Genomic DNA, 20,424 nt, shown 5'->3' with positions numbered 1-20,424 from the left:
CGACCGGCCCTCCCGGAACCGGCCTCGTAAACGAGCTGTACCTACCCATATCTAGGACCTTAGCAGCGACGGGCCACGACTCGAACCGATTTGTCTCGGATCTCGGGATGACGAGCCGTAGGGGCGGTTGATCCCTTTGCCATCCGTGGGACGATTCATGGGTCCAGGAAGGGGTTCGAGTGGCGCGTGCGGAAAGCCGGCTCGTCGGAGGCCGGTACCAGTTGATGGAGCCGATCGGCCGGGGTGGCATGGGCGTGGTCTGGCGGGCCCACGACCAGTTGCTTGACCGCCCCGTCGCGGTCAAGGAGGTCCGCTACGACAGCGCCATGGGCGACGAGCTCAGCGACCTCAACCGCCGCACCATGCGCGAGGCCCGCGCCGCGGGGCGTCTGACCCATCCCAACGTGGTGGTCGTCCACGACGTCATCGAGGAGGACGACCGGCCCTGGATCATCATGCAGCTCGTGCAGTCCCGCTCGCTGGGGCAGGTGATCAGGGAGGACGGCCCGCTGTCCCCCGAGCGCACGGTCGAGATCGGGCTGCAGATCCTCGACGCGCTGCGCGCCGCCCACCGCCAGGGCGTTCTGCACCGTGACGTCAAGCCGGAGAACGTGCTGATCACGGATGACGGCCGGGTGGTCCTCACCGACTTCGGCATCGCCCGGCTCGAAGCCGACAACACGATGACCCGCACCGGCCTCGTCGGCACCCCCGCCTTCATCGCCCCCGAACGGCTCCGCGGCGAGGCCGCGCAGCGCGAGTCGGACCTGTGGTCGCTCGGCGCCACGCTCTACACCGCGGCGGAGGGCAGGCCCCCGCACGACCGTGGCATGGCGATGGCCACCATGCACGCCGTCCTGAACGATGACCCCGCCCCGGCCCACCGGGCGGGCGCGCTGGGCCCGGTGCTGATGCGCATGCTCGCCAAGGAGCCCGCCGCCCGGCCCGGTTACGACGAACTCGTGCGGCAGCTCAAGCGGGCGGCGCGGGACCTGGCTGCGCCACCGACCCGGCCCGACGCGCCTGCCACGCCCGTCTCCCCCTCCGCGCCCGCCTCGCCCCGGCCCATGACGCCGGAGGCGTCCGAGTCCCCGAAGTCCCGGACGTCCGCGTCCAGGTCCGAACCGGGCAAAGCCTCCCGCGGTGTGACGCCGTACCCTCCGGCCGCGTCCGCGCGGCGCGACGACCATTCCCCGGCACCCAGCCGGAACGGCGACGGGCCGGACGCCGAGCCCGGCCGAAGCGGTGACGGCCCGGGTCATGCCGCAGGTCATGCCGGGGCCGGCGACGCCGAGAGCCCGGGCGAGACCACCTCCCCCATCCCGGTCGTCCAGGACGACGGCTCCCCCGGCTCGGCCGAGGCCGTCTCGGCTGCGGCTGCCCGGGGCGATGGAGTTCCGGGCGAAGGAGCCTCGGACGAGGCCGGGCAGGCGAACGAGATGCCGGAGACCGGCGTGCAGGCCGCCCCGCCCGCCCGTACGAAGCCCCCGGCGAGCCCGGCGACCGACCGCCGGGACGAGCCCGGGAAGGGCGGCGAGCCCGCCGGAAAGCCCGCCGGGGACACCACGAAGGACACCTCGAAGAGGACTCCTGGAAGCCCGGCCGCTGCGGCGGGGGCCGCGAGCACCGCGCGAAACGGCGCGAGCGAGCGTCTCCGCACGGAAACGACAGCGGACACCACAGGAGGCAGCACAGGAGGCAGCACAGCGGACGCGCCGGGCACGGGCGCCGGAGCGGTCGGCTTCGCGGGAGGCGTCGCGGGAGGTGGCAGCGCGGCCGGTGGCAGCGTCGGCGGGTCGCAGGAGCCCCTGGCCGTGCTCTCCCAGGAAGGGCCCGTCTGGCACGACACCACCACGACGCCCGTGACGTCGCGCGCGCCCGGTGGCCTGCTGAAGGCCGCACTGATACTGGCCGGGCTGCTGGTCATCGTGGGTGTCGCGGGCTACCTCGGCGTACAGGCGGGCAGGAGCGGCTCGGAGGGCGAGCCCTCCTCCGGGTCGGCCGCCGCCCCCGCCGGGACGGGGAAGAAAACCCAGGAGCCCTCCGCCTCGCCGCCCGCCTCGGCCGCGCCGTCCGCGTCCCCTTCGGAGGAGGCGACGGCTACGCCGTCCCCCGAGCCTTCCAAGACCTCCGAAGCGCCTGGGCCGGGGGACGTCCCCGACGGCTGGCACAAGTACAAGCACCCGAGCGGCTTCTCGCTCGCGCTGCCGAAGGGCTGGCACGTCGACGGCAGTGGCAACGGTGAGGTTCGCTTCCGCGGCGACTCGCACACCTACCTGGAGGTTCACCACACCTCCAGTCCCGAGTCGGACGCCCTGAAGGTCTGGCGGCGCGATGTGCCGGGGATGAGTCGGAACTTCCCCGGTTACGAACTCATCGAGATCCGAGAGGTCAAGGACTACTGGAAGACCGCGGCCGACTGGGAGTTCACCTTCGGAGACAGCCGTTACCGGTCACGCGTCATCGACCGCGGGTTCGTCACCGACAAGAACAACGGCTACGCGCTGCTCTACAAGACCCAGGATGAGGACTGGAAAAAGAAGAAGAAGACCTTCGAGACCATCGCCGCCACTTTCAAACCCTAGAAGCGGCGACCGCCGGACGTGCCACGCCGTTGGCCGCCGGGCAACCGTACTCGGGTGCCCGGTGGTCACGGCACGGTGGTCACGGCCGGCGGCGGCGCGATGCGGGTCAGGGCTGGCCGACGTAGTCGACCACGACGGTCACCGCACGGGCGGTCCAGCTGGTGGGCACCGGCGTGAACGTCACCTTCCCCGACCCGTAGCACGGAAGGGTCGCGGTGACCGGAATCTCGGCCTTGACCCCGTAGTAGCGCAGTCCGAGCGACTTCGCGACGGCCGACGGGTCGCCCAGGTCCACCACGATCGTGGTGCCGCCGCTGCCGGTGTAGCCCATGCTCACCGCCGACGACGAGATCGCTACGGGCCGCACCTCCACGGTCTGCCCGGCGAACGGATGACCGGTCTGTCCTGGGCGTACCGGCCCGAAGCACGCCATCTTGATGGTCGCGTGGCCGGTCTGGCCATTGACGAAGCCGTAGAAGTACTGGTTGGGGGCGATCGGTGCGGGGTCGACGACCTCGGCCGAGGCGGGGAGCGCGGTGGCCGCCACGAGGGCGGCGGCGGCGAGGGGGACGAGGCGCGCTGCGACGGTGCGGAACACGGGACCTCCGGCGGACGAAAGGGACGGGGGCGTGCGACCCGCACGGTAGGCCGATCCTTCCGGCCGGTCAACGCTCCCGCTCCCCCGCTCGATCCGGTGCTCGGGAGACGCGGCGGATCCCGTGAAAGGTTCACTTCGCCCCGAGGGCCGCCTCCGGTACCCGGCGCGGCCGGCTCCGTGCGCAACTGCTCGGCCGGGAGGTCACGCAGCGACTCCGGGCCGTCCGCCGAGCCCGCGAGGACGGCCACGACCTCCTCCAGCGACAGCCCGAGCCCGCGCGGTGCCCGTACGCGGTAGAGCCGGCGCAGGTCGCGCCTGGTGTAGCGGCGGACGCCCGGACGGCGTGCGCTCACCCGCGACGAGCACCGGAGGCCCACTAGGGTGGCCGGGGTGGCGACGGTCCTGGCCTTTCACGCGCACCCGGACGACGAGGCACTGCTCACCGGCGGCACGCTCGCGAGGCTGGCGGCCGAGAAACATCGGGTGATCGTCGTGGTCGCCTCCGACGGTGTCATGGGCGAAGCCACCGGCCCCGAGGGACGGGTGCGGCTGGACGAACTGCGGGCCGCCGCGACCATTCTGGGCGTCGCCCGGGTCGTGCACCTGGGCTACGCCGACAGCGGGCACGGGCCGATCCTGTTCCCCGACCCGCCGGATCGCCCGCGGTTCGCCCGCGCGCCGGAGGACGAGGCCGCCGCGCGGCTGGCCGGGCTGCTGCGCGACGAGCACGTGGATCTACTGCTCAGCTACGACGCGCACGGCGGCTACGGGCACCGCGACCACGTGAAGGTGCACCGCGTCGGCGCCCTCGCCGCCGAGATGACTGGTACGCGCGTCCTGGAGGCGACGATGCCACGGGAGCCGCTGGTGCGGCTGTTCAGCCTGCTCCGGTTCCTCCGGCTCCCGGTCCGCCACGAGACCGTCGGTTACAGCTCCCGGGCCGAGATCACCCACCGGATCGACGTGCGCCGCTTCGCCCGGCAGAAGCGGGCGGCCCTCGCCGCCCACCGGTCGCAGGTGTACGGGCGCGGCCGGGCCGGGGCGGTCTTCCGGGTCCTGGTCCGGCTTCCCGCGCCCGTGTTCGGCCTCCTGCTCGGGCGGGAGTGGTTCGTCGATCCAGCCGTCTCACCGGCCTCCGGCGTCCGCGACGACCTCCTCCGGACGGCAGCTCAGGAACCGCCTGGCTAGACTGCGGCTGCACACAGGTCGCGGCCCGGCACGGAAGGCCCGGCAGGGAGGGCACGAAGCGATGATCGACCGCGACACCGTCGCACTCGACGACCCGGTCGGCGCGTCGCTCCGCGGCCACCACGCGCACCTGGCCCGCCGGCTCGGCCGGGCGACCGGTTACCTGCCGGAGGTCGCGAGCTTCTCCACGGTGTCCGCCGAGCCGGACCCGGCGGAGTGGGACGACCTCGCGCGCCTGCTCGGTCGCGGCGGGTTCGCCGACCTGTTCAGCTGCCCGGCGACCCCGCCCGAGGACTGGGAGCCGCTCTTCACTCTCGACGGCCTCCAGCTGGTCTTTCCCGCGAGCCCCGGTCGCGCCGACGTCGAGCCCGACCCGGAGACGGTCGAACTGGGCGCCGGCGACGTGCCGGAGATGCTCGATCTCACCGCGCGGACCCGGCCGGGACCGTTCTGGCCCCGCACCCACGAACTCGGCACCTACCTGGGTGTCCGCGAGAACGGCGCCCTGGTCGCCATGGCGGGCGAACGGCTCCGCCCATCCGGATGGACCGAGATCAGCGCCGTCTGCACCGCCCCCGAAGCCCGCGGGCGGGGGCATGCCGCCCGGCTGGTGAACGCCCTGGTCGCACGTATCATCGCGCGGAACGAGCGCCCGTTCCTCCACGCGGCCGAGGCCAACACCTCCGCGATCGCGCTCTACGAGCGGCTCGGCTTCGCGGTCCGCAGGCGCGTGACATTCCGCGGCTTCCGGACGCCGTGATCCCGTCGTCGCGGATCACGCCGTAGCGGCCCCGGCGCCTGTTCCGAGGAGTTCGCGGAACTCGCCGACGGCCCTGCGTCCGCGCTGGTCCGCCGGTACGGCCCGCAGCACAAGACGCCCGGTCTGCACGATGTGGTGGCTGCGGTAGGCGGCCGGAAGGGTGGTGATCACGGTGGCGGCCTGGCGCAGGCCCGTGTCCACTCCTCCCTTGGAGACGGTGCAGAGCGCCTCGTGCAGGCGGACGTTGGCGTCGTACTGGTAGTCACGAGTGGCGGCGAGCACCTGCTGCCTCGCGCGGTCCGCCGCCGCCTCGTCACCCGCCCCGGCGTACACCCAGCTCTCCGCGAAGTGGATCTGGTCGGGCTTCCAGAAGCCGAACGTGTCGCCCTTGACACCGCCGGCCGCGAGTGCGACGAGGGCGCGCACGGTGCCGCGCGCCTCGTCGTGCCTGCCCAGCATGCTCAACGCCTTCGACCGGGTGGTGAGCAGGTCGGCCGTCGGCCCGCCCGCGATGCGCTCGGCGCTCTCGACAAGCCGCAGCACGGCCTCCGGGTCGCGCTGGCCGTACAGCCCGTGGCCCGCCTCCTCCGCACGCACCATCAGCCGCAGCCCGAGGTCGCCGGACGCGTCGGCCGCCTGGCGGGCCGTACGCCACCAGCGCAGGGCGGCGGCGTGCTCGCCCAGGCGGGTCAGCACGTTGCCCTCCACGGACGCGAGCGCGGCGGTGATGCGCTGCAGCTCGACGGCCTGAGTCGGCGGCGCCGTCTGCGACTGCCGCCGCACGGCCAGCAGATCGACAAGCAGATCGGACGCGACCTGGGCCGGGGGGCGGGTGCGCAGCGCGTACAGGTGATCGGCACAGACCGGCTCCCAGTCCTCGACGGACCGGAACTCCTGGCCGAACGCGTCACCGAGCAGCCGCCGAACGGGCTCTGAACCGGCGCCGAGCGTCCCGGCGATGGCGAGTTGCAGAAGATGCCGGCGTTCCGTCGCGATCTCCTCCTCCGCTCGTGGTCCCGTCGCCACCGTACGCAGCCTTTCCAGCTCGGCGACAGTGGCGTGCAGCGCCACAAGGTGCTGACCCGCGCCGAGAGCGGAGTCCAGCCGGGCCACCACGTCCGCGTGCGGGCGAGCGAGCCCGCGTTCCCACTTCGACAGGTCCCCGTCGTCCAGATAGGCGGCCTTGGCCACCTCGCGCTGGCTGAGATGCCGCACCTCCTCGCGCCAGTGCCGTACGGCGGAGCCGAGCAGATGCCAGGGGGAAGCGGCCGGGTCGACCGGCTCGGAGGAACGCGGCACGGACACCTTCCGGATGCTGGCCGGCGCTGGAGGCCGGGCGCCCAGCGCCGATCGTCTATCCGGCATCCCCGGCCGTTCCCCATGATTGCATCGTCCGAAGTCCATGACCTGGTAAAAGGCGGGACCCGCAGGCGTTCGCGGCACCCTACGACCCACGATCAGTAAGGAGATTCCCGGCTCATGCCACACGAAAGGGGCAACACCGGAGGGACGACGTTCGCCGAGTGGCGGATCATGCGGAGCGACGCGGGCCGCTTCTGGGCGACCCGGGAGCGTCCGTTCTCCCTCAGCGCGGAGGACGCGGGCGCCTTCCGCACCGTGGACGGCGACGACCTGCGCGAGCTGTGCCAGGCCATCGCCGAGCAGGAGAGCCTGGCCGACCTGGCGATGGGCCGCTGAAGCGCCTCGTCAGGCCCTTTCTGAGCGCTCGGCGGTGCCCGCCCCGGTGCGCGGAGAACCGTCGGGCCGGGGCGTCAGCGGGAGTAGTGCTCGACCACGAGCTGCTCGTCCACCGGGACCACGATCTCCTCACGTGCGGGGCGGCGCAGCAGGGTGAAGCGCAGCCCGCGGTGGTCGACGTCCAGATAGGGGGCGGTCCGCTCGTCCGCGTACGTGCCCTCGGCGGCGGCGACGAACGGCTGCATCCTGACGGACCGGTCCCGTACGGCCACCGACTGGCCCGGCTTCACCTGATAGCTGGGGATGTCCACCTTGCGGCCATCGACCGCGATGTGCCCGTGGTTCACGTACTGCCGGGCGGCGTAGATGGACGGCGCCAGGCCGGCCCGCAGGACGAGGGAGGCGAGCCGGGTCTCCAGGAGCGCCACCAGCTCCTCGCCGGACCGGCCGGGACGGCGGACGGCGAGGTCCCAGTAGCGGCGGAGCTGACGTTCGGACACGTCGTAGTACCAGCGGAGCTTCTGCTTCTCCAGCAGCCGCATGCCGTAGTCACCGGTGGTGCGGCGGTTGGTCCTGCGGCCGTGCTCGCCGGGCGGGTAGGGCCGGGCCTCGAAGTACCTCACCGCCTTCCGGGTGAGCGGAACGCCCGCCCGTCGCGACAGCCGCACCTTCGGTCCCGTGTAACGCATGACACCCTCTTTTCAAGTTAGGTAAGCCTTACTAAGGTGAGCCTAACCTCCATTGAAGGAGCCTCCCATGCGGCATCCCGTCACCGCTCCCCCGGTCCCCGAGCGCGTCCGCACCCTCGCGGCCCTGGCGGCAGGCCCGCGCCGCCGCCGTCGCCATCGCGGAGGCGTGCCCCGACGAGGACCTCTTCGCGGCCGTCGAGGGCGGCGAACCCGTGCTGCTGCGCGTCGACGTCTGCCACGTGATCTACCTGACCGGCGGGGATTCGGGCGTCCTCGACGCCGAGACCTACCTCGCCTCGGCCCCCGACCCGTTGCTACCGCCGGCCGAACGCATGGTGCGCCACGTCAACGAGTCCCACTCAAGGCAGCTCAGGGAGGCGGCGGAGAGGCTGGCGGGCGAAGCGGGCCACGGCGAGGTGTGGCTGTGGGAGCTGGACCGCTACGGCGCCACTCTGCGGCCGGGACCCGGGCATCTCGTCCGGGTCCCCTGGGCGGCGCCCGTCGCGACGCCCGAGGAGCTCGAACACGCCCTGGCGTGCCTGCTGTCGCCGTGACATGACCATGACGACGCGATGAAAGTTGCAACTCCATACGAAATCGACCCCAGGTCAGAGGGTTGCGGGGGGTCTTCTCGTTGACCGTACGGGGCGGCGGGGAACAGGATGCGGCTCGATCTGCGCCCGGCACGGGCGACAGCGCGATCGCTCGAAGGAGCTCCTCCATGCACGCCTCGCTCACAGGCCGGCGGCGCGTCGGACTGGCACTGCTGACGTCCGCGGCACTCGCCGCCGCGTCGGTCACGGCCGTCACCGTCGCGCCCGCGTCGGCCGCGACCTCCGCCACCGTGACGGTGAACACCGGCACGACCCTGGGCACGATCCCCGCCGCCGGGCACGGGGTCAACGTCGCCGTCTACGACGGGAACATGAACAGCGCCCCCATCGCGGGCCTGCTGCGCGACGCCGGTTTCACCGCCGTCCGCTACCCCGGCGGGTCGTACGGCGACATCTACCACTGGAAGACCAACACCGCCGACGGCGGCTACGTGGCGCCGAACACCGACTTCGACACCTACATGGGCACGGTGCGCTCGGCCGGCGCGCAACCGGTCATCATCGCCAACTACGGCTCGGGGACCGCCCAGGAGGCCGCCGACTGGGTCAAGTACGCCAACGTCACCAAGGGGTACGGCGTCAAGTACTGGGAGATCGGCAACGAGGTCTACGGCAACGGCCACTACGGCTCGGGCTGGGAGCAGGACAACCACTCCGACAAGAGCCCCAAGGCGTACGCGAACAACGTGCTCCAGTACATCACGGCGATGAAGGCCGTCGACTCCACGATCAAGATAGGCGTGGTGCTCACCACCCCGGGCGGCTGGCCGGACGGCATCGTCGGCTCCGGCGACAGCGCCGACTGGAACAACACGGTCATGTCGATCGTGAAGGACAAGGCCGACTTCGTCATCGTCCACTGGTATCCCGGCGCCACCTCGGCCGCCGACAGCCTCGGCAAGGTCTCGCAGATCTCGACGATCACCAGCACGGTCCGCTCCCTGATCGCCAAGTACGCCGGGAGCAGGGCGTCGAGCATCGGCATCTCGGTCACCGAGCTGAACCCCAGCTATCAGCTCACCACCGCGACCGCGGCGCTGTTCGCCACCGACAGCTATCTGACGTGGTTCGAGAACGGCGCGATGAACCTCGACTGGTGGAACCTGCACAACGGGACCAGCCAGGGCCCGGCCACCGGCGACGACGGGACCCCCGACTACCACGACGAGGGCATCCTGTCCTCCGGCGCCTCCGGCGAGCCCGCGGCGAACACGCCGTTCCCGCCGTACTTCGGCCTGTCCATGGTGGGCAAGGCCGGGTCGCCCGGTGACACGCTGGTCAAGGCGTCCTCGTCCACCTCGCAGCTCGCCGCGCACGCCGTGAAGACCTCGAACGGCGTCAACGTCGTGCTGATCAACAAGGACCTGAACAACTCCACGACGGTGTCGCTGTCCTACTCGGGCTTCTCCCCCGGCAACGCGGCGACCGTCGTGCAGTGGCGCAAGGGCGCCACCTCGATCAGCACGAGCAGCGCGTCGTCGGCCACCTCGATCACGCTCCCGCCGTACTCGGTCACCGTGCTCAAGGCGAGCGGCGGCGGCACGTCGTCACCCTCCCCGTCGCCGTCCCCCTCGCCCTCGCCGTCCCGCTCGCCGTCCGCCTCGCCCTCGCCGTCCCCGTCTCCGTCTCCGTCGGTCTCGCCGTCGGCCTCCCCCAACCCGGGACAGGGCTGCACGGCGACGTACACGGTGACCAACTCCTGGCCCGGCGGGTTCCAGGCCGAGGTGACGGTGAAGAACACCCGGACCACCTCGATCTCCGGCTGGACCGCCGGCTGGTCGTACCGCAACGGCCAGACGATCAGCTCCTCCTGGAACGCCACGGTCTCCCAGTCGGGGGCCGCGGTCACCGCGAAGAACGTGAACTACAACGGCTCCCTGGCGGCCGGCGCGTCCACGTCGTTCGGCTTCACCGGCAACGCGACCGGCGCGAACGACGTGCCCTCGCCGGTCACCTGCTCCGCGAGTTAAACGCTCTCGCCGTGCCCCGCCCGTACGAACGCGGGCGGGGCACGGGTGCGGGACGGGCTGGGCACGGGCCGCACGGCGGCGGCATGACTCCGGTCATGGTCCCTATGGCGGGTTACATCCGGACCGTGGCGATCTAGGGTCGGAGCATGGCGGGTTTCGACTGGCTTCGGGACGCCGACCGGCCGTTCCTGTTCAACCTCGTGTTCTGGGCGGTCACAGCGGTCATGGCGGCCGGCCTCGTGCAGGCGGTGCTGCTCGGCGTCGGCAGCGTGCTGGAGTACGTGCTCTTCGCCGCCAACCTCGGGCTGGTCGTGGCGCTGTGGCCGCTGCTGCCCTGGGACCCGGCGGAGGGCCGCCGCTGGGCGGCCCCGCTGTTCCTTGTGGCGACCACCATGCTGGGCATCAGCGGCGCCTACAGCACCCAGCTCCCGTTGATCCTCATCGCCGTGGCCAACCTGGCCTTCATCTACAGCATGCGGGCCGCGACGGTCATCCTGTCCTGCCTCGCGGTGGTGATGTTCGCGGCGGTCCCCCTGATCTTCCACAAGACCGTGCTCGACGGCCTGCAGGAGATGGGCCTCGGCGCGGTGCTCGCGGCGTTCGTGCTGGGCATGACCTCCTCCACGCTGGCGGCGCGGCGCAGCCGGGAGGAGGCGCGGGGGCTGCTCGAACGCATCAGGGAGCTGGCCGTCGCCGAGGAGCGGGCGAGGATGGCGGCGGAGATGCACGACTCCGTCGGCCATCACCTGACCGTCGTCAAGATGGGCCTGGAGAACGCCGAGCGCTTCCGGGAACGCCGCCCCGACGCCGCCTGGGAGGAGGTCCGCCAGGCCAAGGAGCTCACCGTCGAGGCGCTGGCGGACGCCCGGCGCTGGGTGCGCGCGCTGCGCCCGCTCGCGCTGGACGGCCGGGTGGGCAGCGCCGCGCTCGAACAGCTCGCCGCGTCGTTCGACGGCACCGGCATCAGCGTACGGTTCGAGGTGCGGGGCGAGGAACGGCTCCTCACGCCCGACGTCGAGCTCGTCCTCTACCGGGTGCTGCAGGAGGGGCTCACCAACGCGCTGCGGCATGCCGGTGCCGAGCACGTGCGGGGCACGCTCACCTTCGGCGACGACCGGGTCGTGCTCGTGGTCAGCGACGACGGGCAGGGCCGGGACGACCGGTCGTCCGGCGGCTTCGGGCTGACCTCGCTGGCCGACCGGGCCAGGGCGCTCGGCGGCACGCTGACCGGCGCCAACGCGACGCGCGGCGGGTTCGAGCTGCGCGCCGAGCTGCCGCTCACGGAGGTCGTGGCATGACGCGCGTCAGGGTGGTGCTGGTCGACGACCAGGCGCTCATGCGGCAGGGGCTGCGCAAGCTGCTGGAGGTCGAGGACGGCGTCGAGGTCGTGGGCGAGGCGGCCGACGGGCACGAGGCGCTCCATGTCATCGGCGAGTGCCGCCCCCACGTCGCGCTGGTCGACATGCGGATGCCGGGCATGAACGGCGTGGAGCTGATCGCCCGGCTGGCCGCCGAGCACCCGCAGGTGGCCGTCATCGTGCTCAGCACCTTCGACGAGGACGAGTACATCTTCGGCGCGCTGCGCGGCGGCGCGACCGGTTACCTGCTCAAGGACTGCTCGCCCGAGGAACTGGTCGCGGCCGTCCACCGGGTGAGCCGCGGGCAGACGGTGCTGGGCAGCCCGGTGGCCGCCCGGCTGGTCGCCGAGCTGCGGCAGCTGCCGCTGCGGGGCTCGGCCGGCTTCCCCGGACGGGAGCTGTTGTCGGAGCGCGAGCTGGAGGTCGCGCGGATGGTGGCCGCCGGAGCGGCCAACCGGGAGATCGCCGCGCGCCTTTCGATCAGCGAGGGCACGGTGAAGAACCACGTCTCCAGCGTGCTGCGCAAGCTGGGCCTGCGCGACCGGATCCAGCTCGCCCTGCGGCTTCGATCATGAACCGGCCGCGCGTCCGGCGGCTCCCGCCCAAGCGGCGGGAGCCGCCGGGACGGGCTCACCAGGCGGTGGGCTTGCCCTTCTGGTGGAGCCACACGTCGAAGAACGTCTTCAGGTCCATACCCGAGACCTTCTCCGCCGCCTTGACGAAGTCGGCGGTGCTCACGGTGCCGTACCGGTGCTCGGTGGCCCAGTCCCTGACGAGCCGGAAGAACGCGGTGTCGCCGATCTTGCCGCGGAGCGCGTGCAGCGTCATCGCACCCCGGTTGTACGGCACGTTGCCGAACATGTCCTCCGGGCCGGGGTCGGCCGTGACGACCTGCCAGAACGACGAGGTCGCCGCGCGGCCGTAGTTGCCGGAGCCGTTGAACGTCTGCTGCGCCGTCGCGCCGCCGCTGTGCTCGGTCCACAGCCAGGTCGCGTACGTCGCGAAGCCCTCGTTGAGCCAGATGTCGGACCACCTGCCGAGGGAGACGCTGTCGCCGTACCACTGGTGGGCGAGCTCGTGCGCCATTGTGCCGACGCTGGGCGCGCTGGAGAAGATCGGCTTGGTCTGGCTCTCCAGGGCGTACCCGACGTTGGGCGCGCGGTCGATGATCGCGCCCGCCGTGTTGAACGGGTACGGCCCGAAGACCGAGGAGAAGTACTCCAGGATGTCGGGAATCCGGGCGACGGCGCCCGCCGACTGCGTCACCAGGCGCGGGTCCACCGCCGTGTAGACGGGGATGCCGCTGGGCGTGGTCGTCTCGCTGACCACGAAGTTGCCCAGGGTCACCGTGGCGAGGTAGGTCGCCATCGGCTCGGCCGAGTCCCAGACGAACGTGGTCTTCGCGTTCTTGGTCGTCTTCGAGACCAGGCGGCCGTTGCCGACGACCGTGACGCCCTCGGGGACCGTCGCGCGGAAGGTGAACGTGGCCTTGTCCTTCGGGCTGTCGTTGGACGGCAGCCAGGCCGGGGCGCCCTGCGGCTCGCCCGGCACGAACACGCCGTCGTCCGTCGGCACCCAGCCCTCGATCGAATCGTCCGGGTCGGTGATGACGGGCGGCGTCCCCTTGTACGCCACCGTGACGGTGAAGGTCTCCCCGGTCTTGAGCTTCGGCCGCGGGGTGATCACGAGCTCCTGCCCGTCCCGGCGGAACTCGGCCGGGTGCTTGCCGACCTTGAGAGACGTGATCTCCGGGCCGCGGAAGTCGAGGTCGAACTGGTCGAGGTCCTGGGTGGCGACCGCGGTGATCACCGTCGTGGCGTCCAAGATCTTGGTGGCGGGGTCGTACGCGAAGGTGACGTCGTAGTGCCGCACGTCGAACCCGCCGTTGCCCTGGTCGGGGAAGTACGGGTCGCCGAGCGAGGGGGCGCCGGCGGAGTAGCGCGGCTCCCCGGGGTTTCCGGGCGCCGCGAGGGAGGCGGTCGCCTGGGTCGCGGTGAGCAGCGCGGCCGCGAGCGCCGCGCCGCCGAACCGCGCCGCCCGGCGGGTACGAGGCGATGTCATGGGGGTCCTTTCGATGGTCCGGCTCGATACTTCCGGCTTCGGTGCTTCCGGCTTCGGTGCTTCCGGGGGACCGGGCGGCCGGAGGCCGGCCGCCCGATGCAGGGTGCAGGGTGCAGGGTGATTGTGCAGGGTGCAGGGTGATTGTGCAGGGTGCAGGGTGATTGTGCGGTGGATCAGGCCACGACGGAGCGGAGCGGGATGCCCGCCGCGCCGAGGTCGCGGACCAGGTCGCGGACGAACGGGTGCTCGTCGGCCGCCAGGCCGTCCGGGTTCGGGATCGTGACGTACGCCGAGTCTCCCGCCGTCGCCGTGCTCGCCGCACCGGTGTACCGGGCCACCACGGCCTGGGTGCGGGCGAGGTCGGCGCCGGCCACCTCGATCACGATCGGACGCCACTCGCCGCCCAGGTTGGGCGGTTCCTCCGCCTTCGCCGCGGCGGCGCGCAGCGACTCCGCCGACTGCTGGGCCGGCGACTGACCCGGCGTCGGGGCCGCGAGGGCGCGCTGCTGCGCGGCGGGTGCCCCGGCCGGGTGGAGCAGCGCGTTCGCGAGGAGGTGGATGCCGTTCTCGTTGTAGGCCCGGAACAGCGGGTTGTAGGCGAACAGCACGGCGTGCCCGGCGCCGTTCGGCTCGTCCACGAGGGAGGCCGTGCCCTTGAGCGCCTCGGCTCCCACGGTGTAGCCGTTGGACCAGAACGTGTCCCCGGACGGATAGGTGAGCACGTTCACGCCGGTCTGGCTCGGGTTCAGGATGGGGTCGCCGTTGTTGAACTGGAAGTCCTCGGCGGGACGGCCGAGCGCGACCGGACTGCCCGCGCTCACGTCGACCCGGAAGTGCGAGCCGATGACCTGGTAGCCGGTCGGCTTGGCCTTCTCGGTGGTGGAGGTGAGGCCCGCCGCCCGGGCGACCCGGGTGCCCTCGTTGCGCAGCCCGACGTACGTGCCGCCCGCGGCCACCCACTGCCGGAGGTTGGCCAGGCCCTGCGCGGTCAGCCCGCCGTTGGAGCTGCTGCCGTCCGGGACGAGCAGGACCGTCCGCCCGGTGAACGCGGGGGTGTTGGCGTTGACGTCGGCGGTGGTGACCGGTGTGAGGCCGAGACCCCAGCGGGCCCCGAGCACGTACCGCGCCTCGCCGTACGAGCCGGAGGTCGTCGAGACGCCGGTGCCGGCGAACAGGCCGACGTCGGGAGTGCGCAGCGCGGCGCCGGAGGCCGGGCCGGCCCGGCCCTCGACGGTGACGCCCAGCGAGCGGGCCAGCTTGTCCAGCTCGCCGCGGTTCATCGCGGTGGCGGGCAGGCCGACGAGCCCGCTCCGGGTGTCGCGCGTCAGCGGGACACCCGCGCCGAGCAGCCGGAAGGTCAGCTCCGACGCGGCGGCCGAGTCCATCGGGTAGGCGTAGGACCCGCCGCGGGGCGCCGCGGAGGCCACGCCGCCGTCGGCGTCTTTGACGAGGTCGGCCTTCGGCGACAGCATGTCGCCGGTGGTGATGGTGTCCACGCCCGCGAGCAGCGGGTTGCTCCACGAGGAGACGTCGTAGAAGTAGGGGAACGGGACGTACGGGTCCTCGCCCATGACCGCCTGGATCCAGTGCTTCTGCGGCTGGTCCATCGGGATCCAGTAGGCGCCCTCGGGCACGGTCACGTCGCGCGCCGTGCGCCCGCCGAAGACGTGGGCGGTCGGCACCTTCACGGGCTTCTTCACCCGGTAGACCTCGACGTCCATGGCGCGCAGCCGGTCGACCAGCCTGCGTACGTCGCCGATCTGCCGGCCGGGCAGCAGGAAGTAGGACCGGACCGTGATGCCGGGCACCGGGAACCGGACGGTGTTGCTCGGCTGGACGACCTCGTTCGGCTCCAGGGCGCCGGCGGCGCCCTCGGCGAGCGCGGTCCGCCAGATCGAGAAGTAGCCGTCCAGGACCTCGCGCCGGTTGTCGGCGGCCCAGCCGGTGGTCGCCCACTGGGTGTTGAACTGCTGCTGCACCCGGTCCTCGACGGCCGACGTGCTGCCCTTCTCGAACGTCATGCCGGCGGCGCCGAAGCCCGCGGCCGGGACGCTGTCGCCGTAGCCCATGTAGAACAGGTCGTACGTCGCGTAGTTGAAGTAGCACTCGGTGGTGACCGCGCCGCCGCAGGCGCCGTTGTAACCGAAGCCCGCGGCGTTCGCCGCGCCGATGCGGTTGATCCAGTTCACCGGCTGGTCGGCGATCTCGTGGTGGATCGGGTCGGCGTTGGGCGGGAAGAAGTACTGCCGCCCGCCCATCTCGTGCGCGTCGACGAAGACCTGCGGCGGGTACGCCCGCAGCATGTCGATCTTGGCGTCGGTCTCCGGCTGGGTGCGGGCGAACCAGTCCCGGTTGAGGTCGAACCCGTAGTCGTTCTGCCTGCGATTCGCGTCGCGGCCGTCCGGGTTCTGGGTGGGCACGATGACCGTGACCAGGTTGTCGTTGCGCTTGACCACGTCGCAGGACAGGCCGGCGGCCAGTTCGTACAGGGTCTTGAGCGCCGCGTCGGCGCCGCTCTTCTCACCGCCGTGCACGTTGCCCGCGATCCAGACGATGGCGGGCGAGTCCTCGGCGATCCGCGCGGCCTTGTCCGCCCGCAGCGTCCTCGGGTCGCGCAGCGAACGGATCTGGTCGGTGATCTTCTTCAGCTGTCCGGGGACCATGTGGTGGGCATCGGACACGATGGCGTAGGGCAGGCCCTGGCCGGACACGCTGCGCGCCATCGTGCCGGTGACCACCCGGTCGGAGGCGCGCCCGACGGCCTCCACATATTTCGTGATCTCTTCGGTCGTGAGCACCCGGGGCTGTCCCTTGCCCAGCGGGAAGCCGAAGAACTGTTCGGGGGTGGGCACCTTGTCCAGGTGCGCGCTTGAATCACCGCACGGCGCGGGGGGTTTCTTCCCGGCCGCCGCGGCCGGATCGGCCTGCGCGGGAGAGACCGGCGTCAGCGCGAGCGCGGCCGACACCAGGACCGCGGCGCCGAGCGCCCTGCCGTAGGGGGATCTTCCGCACGTGGTCGTGCGCAACCGCATTTCGCCTCCAGGCGGGGGACGGGATGTCTCGGGGGGAGCTCCGTCCGGGAAACGACAAAGTCACTGCGGACAGTATTAGAAGGCAATAAACCGGACAAGGCCGACAAGATGTGTCGAAAATGCCACGGAGCAATGAGGGAAAGTGTGAGATGCGACATCTCCGCAGGTCAGGGCGATAAGAGTGGGCCGAATCCGCCTTTTATAACGCGCCATAACGACTGCGCATCAGGTTCGGCCACGCCGGCGTACCGTGGCGGCGGCACGGCGTGCGCGCGCTCCCGCCGTCGCCCGTCTCCCCGGCGCCGGGGATTTCCGTCACGGTGAACGGCCGGGCGTCCGCCTGTGGGACCATTCAGGGGGTTCCGAGGAGGGGCGGGTGGACGAGGAGCGTCGGGTGGCGGGCAGATATCGCCTGCTCGAACCGATCGGCCGCGGGGGCATGGGCGTCGTCTGGCGTGCCCATGACGACCTGCTCGCCCGTACGGTGGCCGTGAAAGAGGTGCTCTACCATCCCACCTCCGAGGAGGACCGGGACACGTTCAACCGGCGGACGATCCGCGAGGCGCGGGCGGCGGGCCGCATCGACCATCCCAACGTCGTCGTCGTTCACGACGTCATCGAGGAGGACGGCCGGCCCTGGATCGTGATGCAACTGGTCCAGTCGCGCTCCCTCGGGCAGGTGCTACGCGACCAGGGCCCGCTCCCGCCCGACCGGGTGGCCGCCATCGGCCTGCAGGTCCTCGACGCGCTGTGCACCGCGCACGCCGCCGGCGTGCTGCACCGGGACGTGAAGCCGGAGAACGTGCTGCTCAGCGGGGAGACCCGGGTCGTGCTCACCGACTTCGGCATCGCGACCATGCCGGAGGAGACCGGGCTGACCATGACCGGCGACATCACCGGCACGCCCGCGTTCCTGCCGCCCGAGCGGCTCAACGGCTATCCCGCGACCCCCGAGTCCGACCTGTGGTCCCTCGGCGCGACGCTGTACGCCGCGGTGGAGGGCAGGACGCCGTTCGACCGCAACTCGGCGGTGGCCACGATGGCGGCCGTGCTGCACGACGATCCCGCGCCGCCCCTGCGGGCGGGAGCCCTCACGCCCGTGCTCGAAGGCCTGCTGCGTAAGGATCCCGCGCACCGCATCTCCCCGGGCGAGACCGCCGCCCTGCTCAACGCCGCCCTACGCAACGCCGCGGCGGCCGGCCCCGGACCGGCGGCCGCCGCGCCCCCACCCGGCTCCTGGCAGCCGAACCCGTCCGGACCCCACCGGCCTTCCGGCGGCCCCTGGAACAGCGCGCCGCCGGCGCCGCCGCAGCCGGGTCCGGGCCCGTACGGCGCGACCGCCACGCACCCTCCGCAGTCCCCTCCTCCCCCGTCGAGCCGACGGCGCGGCCCGGCGGGCCGGGCGGCCCTGCTGGTCCTGCTTCCGGTGCTGCTCGTGGGTGTCGTGGCGGGCGGGTGGTACGGCTATCGCACGCTCACCGCCGCGGGGTCGGTCGCCGAGGATCCCGCGTCGGCCGCCCAGCAGGTGCCCGGAGACGGCACCGGGGACGGCACCGGGGACCCCACGCCGTCACCCGAACCGTCCACGGAGCCGTCCACGGAGGCGTCCACGGAGCCGTCCCCGCGTCCGGCCGCGCTGCCCGCCGGCTGGACGACCCACCGCGACCCGCTGGGCTTCTCGATCGCCCTGCCCTCCGGCTGGGTCCCGTTCGGCAGGGAGGCCACCCGGGTGCGCTTCCACGACCCCACCGGGCGGGACTACCTGCAGGTGGACCTGACGCCCTGGGAGGCCAGGGACCCGTGGGCCGCAGTGCGCACGGTCGAGGCGACCTCGACCAAGAAGGGATACCTGCGCGGCTACGAGCGCATCAACATGACGTACCGGAGCTACCTCGGTGTTCCCGCTGTGGACTGGGAGTTCACCCATATGACCAGCTCCGGCAAGGTGCGGGTGCTCGACCGCGCCTTCCGGCTCGCCGACGGCCGGTCCATCATGCTCTATTGGCAGGTCGCGGACCCTCGATGGACTTCCGGTTTGTCCTACTTCAACGCCTTCGCGCGCACCTTCAGACCAGGATAACGATTTGGCAAAGATCCGCAGGGTCAAGGGGAATTTCGTCCCAGAACAGTAACTGTGTCGCATGCGTTCCCCCAAGTGGGGTAGCGCGACAATCATGGCTGATGCGCAGACCTCCGAACGTGTCGTGGCAGGACGCTATCGCCTGATCGAGCCGCTGGGGCGGGGCGGCATGGGCACCGTGTGGCGAGCGGTCGACCAGGTGCTCGAACGCGAGGTCGCCGTCAAGGAACTGCACCAGTCCGCCGAGATGACCGGCACGGAACGGGACGTCTTCACGGTCCGGACCTTCCGGGAGGCCAGGGCGGCCGGGCGGATCAGCCATCCGAACGTGGCGGCGGTGTACGACGCCTTCGAGGAGGGCGGCTACCCCTGGATCGTGCTCGAACTGGTCCCGTCCCGGACGCTGGGATCGGTGATCCGCGAGGAGGGCCCGCTGCCGCCGCGCCGGGTGGCGGAGATCGGCTCGCAGGTGCTGGCCGGCCTGCGCGTCGCGCACGCGAACGGAGTGCTGCACCGGGACGTCAAGCCCGACAACGTCCTGCTCGCCGAGGACGGACGGGTCGTGCTGACCGACTTCGGCATCGCGGCGATGGAGGACGACTCCCCGGTCACCCGCACCGGGATGCTCGTCGGGACGCCGGCGTTCATCGCCCCCGAACGGGCGGCGGGGCAGCAGGCGCAGCGGGCGTCCGACCTGTGGTCTCTCGGGGTGACGCTGTTCCTGGCCGTGGAGGGGCGCTCGCCGTTCAACCGGGGCCACGCGCTGGCGACGCTGGCCGCGGTGATGTACGAGGATGCGGGACCGATACATCGGGCCGGGCCGCTGACCCAGGTCATCGCGGGACTCCTCGTCAAGGACCCCGATCTCAGGATGACGGCCGACCAGGCGGTGCTGCACCTGCACGCGGTGGCCACCGGGCGGGTGGCCGACCCGGTGGTGCCGCGCCCCCGGCAGGCGCCCCGGCTCGCCCGGTTCGTGCCGCTGTTCGACCAGGGTGAGGCGACCGCGCCCACCCCCGTTCCCGTGTCCGTGCCCACTCCCCTGCCCGCGTCCGTCCCCGCACCGGTCGCCGGTCGCACTCCTGCCTTCAGCCCGGTCTCCGCGCCGGCCCCGGCGAGCCCGCGCCGCAGGCCCTGGACGATGGCGGTCGGAACGGGCGCGCTCGTCGCCCTGGTCGGCGTGGCCGCGGGCGCGGCGGCGTTCGCGACCGCCCGGACCGCGGGCGACACCCGGGCCGCCGCCGTCAGCGTGCCCACCGTGACCGTCTTCGCGACCAAGACCGCCAAGCCCACGCCCGGCGAGGCCGGGGGCTCGGCGGCCTCCGGGTCCACCGAGGACACCGGAAGCGGCGCCTCCGGCCGTACGGCGACCAGGCCGGTGGCGAACTCCGGGGCCGGCTCCTACGGAGGGAACGGGCGGCAGGCGCAGGAGAACCGCGGCGGGCACACGGAGAGGGCCACCGAGCGGTCCGCGCCGAAGGCGAAGAGCCAGGCGAAGCCCGGCGGTAAGGCCAAGGCCCCAAAAGGCGGGCCCGCCGCGGCGGGCCCCGGCACCCCGAAGCCCGCCAAGGGCCCGAACGCCGGCGCGGCCCAGCCGCCCACCGGCAAGGGAAACCAGGGCAAGGGAAACTCGGGAAACCCCGGAAACCAGGGCCCGGGCAACCAGGGAAACCAGGGAAACGGAAAGGGCACCGGTAACGGCGACAAGGCCGGGGCGAGCGACGTCTCCGGGGACTTCCCGGACGGCTACACCCAGCCGGAGACCGACTGGAACGCCTGAGTCGCCCCGCG

The 20,424-nt window shown here is 72.2% G+C and carries 15 protein-coding genes and 2 pseudogenes; 10 read left to right on the top strand and 7 right to left on the bottom strand.

Features of this window, described 5'->3' with window-relative positions:
* The first annotated feature begins 179 nt into the window (after window positions 1-179).
* Entirely contained in the window at window positions 180-2,585 is a 2,406-nt protein-coding gene (locus OG344_RS21755) for a protein kinase domain-containing protein (protein WP_405084643.1), read from the top strand.
* Window positions 2,586-2,691: 106 nt separating this feature from the next.
* On the opposite strand, the gene OG344_RS21750 is transcribed toward OG344_RS21755, so the two are convergent.
* On the bottom strand, window positions 2,692-3,183 hold the full coding sequence (locus tag OG344_RS21750) for a hypothetical protein (RefSeq protein WP_405089226.1): 492 nt from the start codon (window positions 3,181-3,183) through the stop codon (window positions 2,692-2,694).
* A gap of 245 nt (window positions 3,184-3,428) precedes the next feature.
* Window positions 3,429-3,536 (bottom strand): annotated as a pseudogene (locus tag OG344_RS21745) (MerR family transcriptional regulator); the annotation flags it as partial.
* A gap of 37 nt (window positions 3,537-3,573) precedes the next feature.
* Between OG344_RS21745 and OG344_RS21740 the strand changes: the two are divergent.
* Window positions 3,574-4,371, top strand: a complete 798-nt coding sequence (locus OG344_RS21740; protein ID WP_405084642.1) for a PIG-L deacetylase family protein — start codon at window positions 3,574-3,576, stop codon at window positions 4,369-4,371.
* A gap of 61 nt (window positions 4,372-4,432) precedes the next feature.
* A complete protein-coding gene (locus tag OG344_RS21735; RefSeq protein ID WP_405084641.1) occupies window positions 4,433-5,131 on the top strand; it encodes a GNAT family N-acetyltransferase in 699 nt (232 codons plus the stop codon).
* Between the two features lie 15 nt (window positions 5,132-5,146).
* On the opposite strand, the gene OG344_RS21730 is transcribed toward OG344_RS21735, so the two are convergent.
* Window positions 5,147-6,436 (bottom strand): helix-turn-helix domain-containing protein, encoded by a 1,290-nt coding sequence (locus OG344_RS21730; RefSeq protein ID WP_405084640.1) that lies wholly within the window; start codon window positions 6,434-6,436, stop codon window positions 5,147-5,149.
* Between the two features lie 174 nt (window positions 6,437-6,610).
* Between OG344_RS21730 and OG344_RS21725 the strand changes: the two genes are divergently transcribed.
* Complete coding sequence (locus OG344_RS21725; RefSeq protein WP_405084639.1) at window positions 6,611-6,829, top strand: hypothetical protein; 219 nt, start codon at window positions 6,611-6,613, stop codon at window positions 6,827-6,829.
* Between the two features lie 74 nt (window positions 6,830-6,903).
* Here OG344_RS21725 and rpsD read toward each other — a convergent pair whose 3' ends face one another.
* Complete coding sequence (rpsD, locus tag OG344_RS21720; RefSeq protein WP_405084638.1) at window positions 6,904-7,518, bottom strand: 30S ribosomal protein S4; 615 nt, start codon at window positions 7,516-7,518, stop codon at window positions 6,904-6,906.
* A 212-nt stretch (window positions 7,519-7,730) separates the two neighbouring features.
* Here rpsD and OG344_RS21715 point away from each other — a divergent pair, with 212 nt between their 5' ends.
* Window positions 7,731-8,072, top strand: coding sequence for a DUF2470 domain-containing protein (locus OG344_RS21715; protein ID WP_405084637.1), 342 nt, complete (start codon window positions 7,731-7,733; stop codon window positions 8,070-8,072).
* Between the two features lie 1,453 nt (window positions 8,073-9,525).
* Here OG344_RS21715 and OG344_RS21710 read toward each other — a convergent pair.
* A pseudogene (locus OG344_RS21710) lies at window positions 9,526-9,741 on the bottom strand (hypothetical protein); the annotation flags it as partial.
* Here OG344_RS21710 and OG344_RS21705 point away from each other — a divergent pair.
* From OG344_RS21705 to OG344_RS21695, 3 genes are all read left to right on the top strand, one after another.
* Entirely contained in the window at window positions 9,650-10,102 is a 453-nt protein-coding gene (locus OG344_RS21705) for a cellulose binding domain-containing protein (RefSeq protein WP_405089137.1), read from the top strand. The pseudogene OG344_RS21710 and the gene OG344_RS21705 sit on opposite strands and share 92 nt — an antisense overlap.
* Window positions 10,103-10,248: 146 nt before the next feature.
* Window positions 10,249-11,400: a sensor histidine kinase gene (locus tag OG344_RS21700; protein WP_405084636.1), complete on the top strand. Its 1,152-nt coding sequence runs from the start codon at window positions 10,249-10,251 to the stop codon at window positions 11,398-11,400.
* Window positions 11,397-12,035: a response regulator gene (locus OG344_RS21695; protein ID WP_405084635.1), complete on the top strand. Its 639-nt coding sequence runs from the start codon at window positions 11,397-11,399 to the stop codon at window positions 12,033-12,035. Before OG344_RS21700 ends, OG344_RS21695 begins: the two co-directional genes overlap by 4 nt.
* Before the next feature lie 55 nt (window positions 12,036-12,090).
* Here the strand turns inward: OG344_RS21695 and OG344_RS21690 are convergent, their stop codons facing one another.
* Entirely contained in the window at window positions 12,091-13,521 is a 1,431-nt protein-coding gene (locus OG344_RS21690; RefSeq protein WP_405084634.1) for a M1 family metallopeptidase, read from the bottom strand.
* Window positions 13,522-13,694: 173 nt separating this feature from the next.
* Complete coding sequence (locus OG344_RS21685; protein ID WP_405084633.1) at window positions 13,695-16,553, bottom strand: M14 family zinc carboxypeptidase; 2,859 nt, start codon at window positions 16,551-16,553, stop codon at window positions 13,695-13,697.
* Window positions 16,554-16,929: 376 nt separating this feature from the next.
* Here OG344_RS21685 and OG344_RS21680 point away from each other — a divergent pair, with 376 nt between their 5' ends.
* Both OG344_RS21680 and OG344_RS21675 read left to right on the top strand, forming a co-directional pair.
* Window positions 16,930-18,633, top strand: a complete 1,704-nt coding sequence (locus OG344_RS21680; RefSeq protein ID WP_405084632.1) for a serine/threonine-protein kinase — start codon at window positions 16,930-16,932, stop codon at window positions 18,631-18,633.
* Window positions 18,634-18,727: 94 nt separating this feature from the next.
* Window positions 18,728-20,413 (top strand): protein kinase domain-containing protein, encoded by a 1,686-nt coding sequence (locus OG344_RS21675; RefSeq protein ID WP_405084631.1) that lies wholly within the window; start codon window positions 18,728-18,730, stop codon window positions 20,411-20,413.
* Window positions 20,414-20,424 lie beyond the last annotated feature (11 nt).

It is taken from the genome of Microbispora sp. NBC_01389, from assembly GCF_045040095.1.
GTDB lineage: Bacteria > Actinomycetota > Actinomycetes > Streptosporangiales > Streptosporangiaceae > Microbispora.
Note: the sequence above shows the minus strand (reverse complement) of the source record. Positions and strands in the feature narration are given on the sequence as shown.

Bases quoted from the DNA above. Each gene is read 5' to 3' on its own strand.
- OG344_RS21685 (WP_405084633.1), bottom strand. From the start codon at position 16,553: ATGCGGTTGCGCACGACCACGTGCGGAAGATCCCCCTACGGCAGGGCG.
- OG344_RS21690 (WP_405084634.1), bottom strand. From the start codon at position 13,521: ATGACATCGCCTCGTACCCGCCGGGCGGCGCGGTTCGGCGGCGCGGCG.
- OG344_RS21675 (WP_405084631.1), top strand. From the start codon at position 18,728: ATGGCTGATGCGCAGACCTCCGAACGTGTCGTGGCAGGACGCTATCGC.
- OG344_RS21695 (WP_405084635.1), top strand. From the start codon at position 11,397: ATGACGCGCGTCAGGGTGGTGCTGGTCGACGACCAGGCGCTCATGCGG.
- rpsD (WP_405084638.1), bottom strand. From the start codon at position 7,518: ATGCGTTACACGGGACCGAAGGTGCGGCTGTCGCGACGGGCGGGCGTT.
- OG344_RS21700 (WP_405084636.1), top strand. From the start codon at position 10,249: ATGGCGGGTTTCGACTGGCTTCGGGACGCCGACCGGCCGTTCCTGTTC.
- OG344_RS21735 (WP_405084641.1), top strand. From the start codon at position 4,433: ATGATCGACCGCGACACCGTCGCACTCGACGACCCGGTCGGCGCGTCG.
- OG344_RS21725 (WP_405084639.1), top strand. From the start codon at position 6,611: ATGCCACACGAAAGGGGCAACACCGGAGGGACGACGTTCGCCGAGTGG.